Here is a 4,404-nt window from a genome sequence, read left to right as displayed (position 1 = left end):
TTGTGCTTTAACGCACGCGTTATAAATATCCATAATAAATATCCATAAGACGCTCGCATCATCAACACGCAGTCTATGCGCCAATCGTTTTATTTTAGGGGCTGCATCGCATTGCAGTTCCTCTCTCTAGGATGCTCATCTATTTCGCCACGCGCCGCTTTACTCCCAACCGATGCATCTTATCTTCAATACCGGCTGGCGTTCAACAGAGCGCTGCTCTGAGCCTTGAACTCGACGTATCTCATTTCTGGCTCACCGCCTTGTCTTAATCTTACACTTGCGATGGCGTTCATGATTGCGCGCTCTGCATGATACCTTTCTGGGTTCTGGTTGAACGGCGCACTTTACTCAATTTTCTGCTCTGCTTAACGATTCACTTTGCTTTATTTTGTGTGAAGAGGCCTGGCCAGAAAATGATAGTCCTTACCCCTGGCAGGCTTCACGGACCTGCATTCATTGGCCCGGGGCGCAGCAATTCTGCAGACTATTGCAGTTGCCATAGCATATGCTTGAACCCTGGCCTGCAGACATGCTTGGCAGGGCTCCAAATCAATGTGTCTTTGTATAGGCTCGGCAGGCCATGGGTTGCCAAGCCTGACATGCCTCCAGTCATTTGTCGCTTTTTATCCGGATTTTGATTTGTTTGCTGAAATGGCGCGAGGTACCTCTGGCGGTTGACTCGTAGTGCCGCGGACGATCAGTTCGATATCCAGGCACACAGAGACTGGCTGCGCATCTTTTTCTATCCATTCCAGTATCGAATGTGCACATTCGATCCCCAATTCATAGGTAGGCAACTGCACTGTGGTCAGTCCGGGCGGCAAGTGCGACACAATGGGCAGATTATCGCAGCCCACAATCGAAAGATCCCGGGGTAATTGGACTCCATGTTTCTGCGCTTCGAACATGCATCCCATTGCCAGTACATCATTGCCACAAAAAATGGCCGTGGGAGGAACAGGTAATTGCATCAGACGCGCCCAACCGGTGCGTCCGCCAGCAAAACCAAAGGGCTGTTCAATCAGATTACGTTTATCAAATGCAATGTCGTTGCAGCGCAAGGTCTCGATGAATCCGTCGGCACGTTGTCGCGCCCGGTCGTTGTGGCGGGTGTATCCCGAAATCATGCCAAATTGCCTGTGCCCCAGTGCAATAAGATGCTCGGCGGCCAATTGCCCAATAAGGCGATTATCGAAAGCCACCGAAGGATAGCTTTCGTGCGTGGCCCAGGCAACCAGCAATGGTGTCCGACTACGCCGGACCAGATCCCATGTTGTGTCGGCGTGATGTGTGCCAACCAGTACCAGCGCGTCTATTCGCGTTTCCAGCAAGGCACGGACCTGTTGTGCTTCAGTTTCAAGATTATATTCATGGGCAGCGATAAGCAACTGGTAACCGTGCGCTGCCAGTGTCGTTTGCAGGCCTTGGACCGCCAGCGCAAATATCGAATTATCCAAAGTGGGAACGACCATACCAACCGTGTGACCGTGGCCCGACGCCAGCGCGCGAGCCGACCCATCCATAAAGTAGTTCAATTCATCAATGGCGCGCTGGACCCGTTCGCGGGTAGCGGGCTTGACTGAGTTTGGATTCGATAGGGTGCGGGATACAGTGGCAACTGACACTTCCGCCAGGGATGCAACGTCAGCGATGCGCGCCCGGTGTTTCATGGCTGGCCTTTGTCTTTGTTCATAAACAGAATGTATTATAAGCCGCTGCCTGGTAAAAATTTACGGTTTATACATTGACGCGATTGCAATCCTTAATTACAATAAAATGTAAGCGCATACATTTATAGATCATTAGTGAATTATTTAATTTGAGTCGTCAAATAATATTCAATAAATACAATGAGTTATATTTATTAAGGTTTTCGTTCGTATGAAAGCGAATACATTTTAGGGTAAAAAAATGGCAATTGAATACTTAAAGAAAGCAGACAAGACACCAGAGACCGAAACAGGCGCCGCAAGGGCGGTGGTCGACCAAATGCTGGCCGATATAGGTGCCCGTGGTGAAGTGGCGGTGCGGGAGTATGCGAGTAAGCTGGATAAATGGACTGGAGAGATTGTGATGAGTGACGCACAAATCAACCAGGCCACTCGGGATATTCCCACAGCCATCAAAAACGATATTGAGTTTGCCGTACGTCAGGTTTATGACTTCGCGGTAAGACAACGCGAGTCTATTGAAGAGTTTTCCGTTCAACTCAAGGGCGGTGTTACTGCCGGTCAGCGCGTGTTGCCAGTGAACGTTGTGGGCTGTTACGCACCGGCCGGTCGCTATGCGCATATTGCATCTGCCTATATGGGTGTGGCTACCGCCAAAGCGGCGGGTGTGAAAAATATTATTGCCTGCTCCAGCCCGTTCCGTGGCGGCGCCATGCATCCTTACGTGCTGTATGCATTTCGCACCGCCGGAGCGGACACAATCATGACGCTCGGTGGCGTGCAGGCAATTGCCAGCATGGCTTTTGGCCTGTTCACAGGAACTCCGGCAGATGTGGTGGTGGGACCGGGCAATAAATTTGTTGCAGAGGCCAAGCGCAGCCTTTTTGGGCAGGTTGGAATCGATGTGTTCGCCGGTCCTTCAGAGGTCGCAGTGATTGCCGATGAAACGGCTGATCCGGACATTGTCGCCAGTGATCTGGTGGGCCAGGCAGAGCACGGTCATGAATCGCCGGCCTGGTTGTTTACAACCTCACGCTCGCTGGCGGAAAAAGTCGCGCAGCGTATACCGCAACTTATCGAGCAACTTCCCGGTCTTGCCCGGGACGCGGCTACCGCTGCGTGGCGTGATTATGGCGAAATTATCATCTGTGATACGCGTGAGGAAGTAGCAGAAGTTTCGGATCGATATGCATCGGAACATCTTGAAGTTCAGGCCGAGGATTTGGATTGGTGGCTTGAGCGCCTGACGTGCTACGGATCACTGTTCCTTGGCGAAGAGTCCACCGTGGCCTTTGGCGACAAGTGCAGCGGGCCTAATCATGTGTTGCCGACCAAGGGTGCGGCACGTTACTCGGGCGGGCTTTCCGTGCACAAATTCATGAAAACGCTCACCTGGCAGCGCATGTCCAAAGATGCCGTCAGGCAGATCGGTCAGGTGACCGCGCGGATATCCCGTCTGGAAGGGATGGAAGCCCATGCACGTACCGCTGATGACCGTCTGGCAAAATACTTCCCCGATGAAACCTTCGACTCCGGCCAAGCCGTGACTGTTTAAGACGACGGACAGGAGACAATGATGAAAAATCGAGCACTGTTCGATCTTTCTGGCAGGACAGCCCTGGTGACCGGAGGCAACTCTGGCATTGGCGCTGCCATTGCCAGAGGGCTGGGGCTGGCAGGCGCACAGCTAGTATTGGTGGCCCGTCGCGAGCAGCCGTTGCGCGAGCAGGTTGCGCTACTGGCTGAAGATGGCATAAAAGCACACTATTGCATATGTGATCTGGCTGATCATTCTGCGCTGCAGGCTTGCGCCAGCGAGGCAGTCGCCAGCGCCGGGAGGGTCGATATTCTGGTCAATGCAGCCGGGGTCAATCTGCGTCAGCCGTTTGAACACGTGGATTATGAATCCTGGCGCCTGCAGATGGAGCTTCATCTGGCGGCGCCATTTTTCTTTACCCAGGCGCTGGCACCGGCGATGAAGAAGAATGGATGGGGACGCATCATCAATATTGCGTCGTTGCAGTCCTATCGCGCGTTTGCCCATAGCACCCCATATGGTGCGGCAAAAGGCGGCGTGGTGCAACTGACGCGTGCCATCGCCCAGGAGTGGTCGCCGCATGGCATTACCTGCAATGCAATAGGGCCGGGCTTTTTTCCGACGCCGCTAACGGCGCCTGTATTTGGCGATACAAGCCTGAGCCAGCATCATGCCGCACAAACGTGCATTGGTCGCAATGGTCAGTTGGAGGATTTGCATGGTGTTGCCGTGTTTCTGGCCAGCCAGGCATCAAGCTATATCACCGGACAGGTGATCATGGTCGACGGGGGTTACACAGCGAAGTAGGCAGTATTTCTTGCGGCAGGATTTTGCCGTTCCTCAATATATAAAAACAGAATAAAAGCGCTATGGAGCAGAGACAGCATGAACAATTCAGAACATGGACAGGCCCGCAGTAATCTACATCGGGCGACGGTATCAAGCCTGTTTGGGTCGATTATCGAGTGGTACGATTTTTTCCTGTACGGCGTTGTCGCCGGACTGGTGTTTGACAAGCTTTATTTTCCTGGTGAAAACGAGTTCATATCCACCATGCTGGCGTACGGAACCTTTGCGCTTGGATTCGTTGCCAGGCCCCTGGGCGGCATCATATTCGGGCATTTCGGCGATACCGTTGGTCGCAAGAAAATGCTGATGCTCACGCTGCTATTGATGGGCGGGGCCACAGTCGCGATC

General features: G+C 52.9%; 4 protein-coding genes. 3 read left to right on the top strand and 1 reads right to left on the bottom strand.

Annotation, left to right across the window (positions count from 1 at the left end; all coding sequences use genetic code 11):
• Positions 1-623 precede the first annotated feature (623 nt).
• On the bottom strand, positions 624-1,670 hold the full coding sequence (locus tag INT32_RS21905; protein ID WP_193090795.1) for a LacI family DNA-binding transcriptional regulator: 1,047 nt from the start codon (positions 1,668-1,670) through the stop codon (positions 624-626).
• A 241-nt stretch (positions 1,671-1,911) separates the two neighbouring features.
• Here INT32_RS21905 and hisD point away from each other — a divergent pair, with 241 nt between their 5' ends.
• From hisD to INT32_RS21890, 3 genes are all read left to right on the top strand, one after another.
• The gene (hisD, locus tag INT32_RS21900) at positions 1,912-3,225 is read left to right on the top strand and encodes a histidinol dehydrogenase (RefSeq protein ID WP_193090794.1); all 1,314 of its coding nucleotides are present in this window, start codon (positions 1,912-1,914) and stop codon (positions 3,223-3,225) included.
• 21 nt (positions 3,226-3,246) lie between these two features.
• Positions 3,247-4,014 carry an SDR family NAD(P)-dependent oxidoreductase gene (locus INT32_RS21895; protein WP_193090793.1) on the top strand — a complete coding sequence of 256 codons (768 nt, stop codon included), beginning with the start codon at positions 3,247-3,249 and terminating at the stop codon, positions 4,012-4,014.
• 78 nt (positions 4,015-4,092) lie between these two features.
• The coding region (locus tag INT32_RS21890; RefSeq protein WP_193090792.1) for an MFS transporter at positions 4,093-4,404 on the top strand (312 nt) is incomplete at its 3' end.

Origin of the sequence: Advenella sp. FME57 (assembly GCF_014897675.1) — a bacterium.
Classification (GTDB): Bacteria; Pseudomonadota; Gammaproteobacteria; order Burkholderiales; family Burkholderiaceae_B; genus Advenella.
This window is presented reverse-complemented; position numbering and strand designations above follow the sequence as displayed.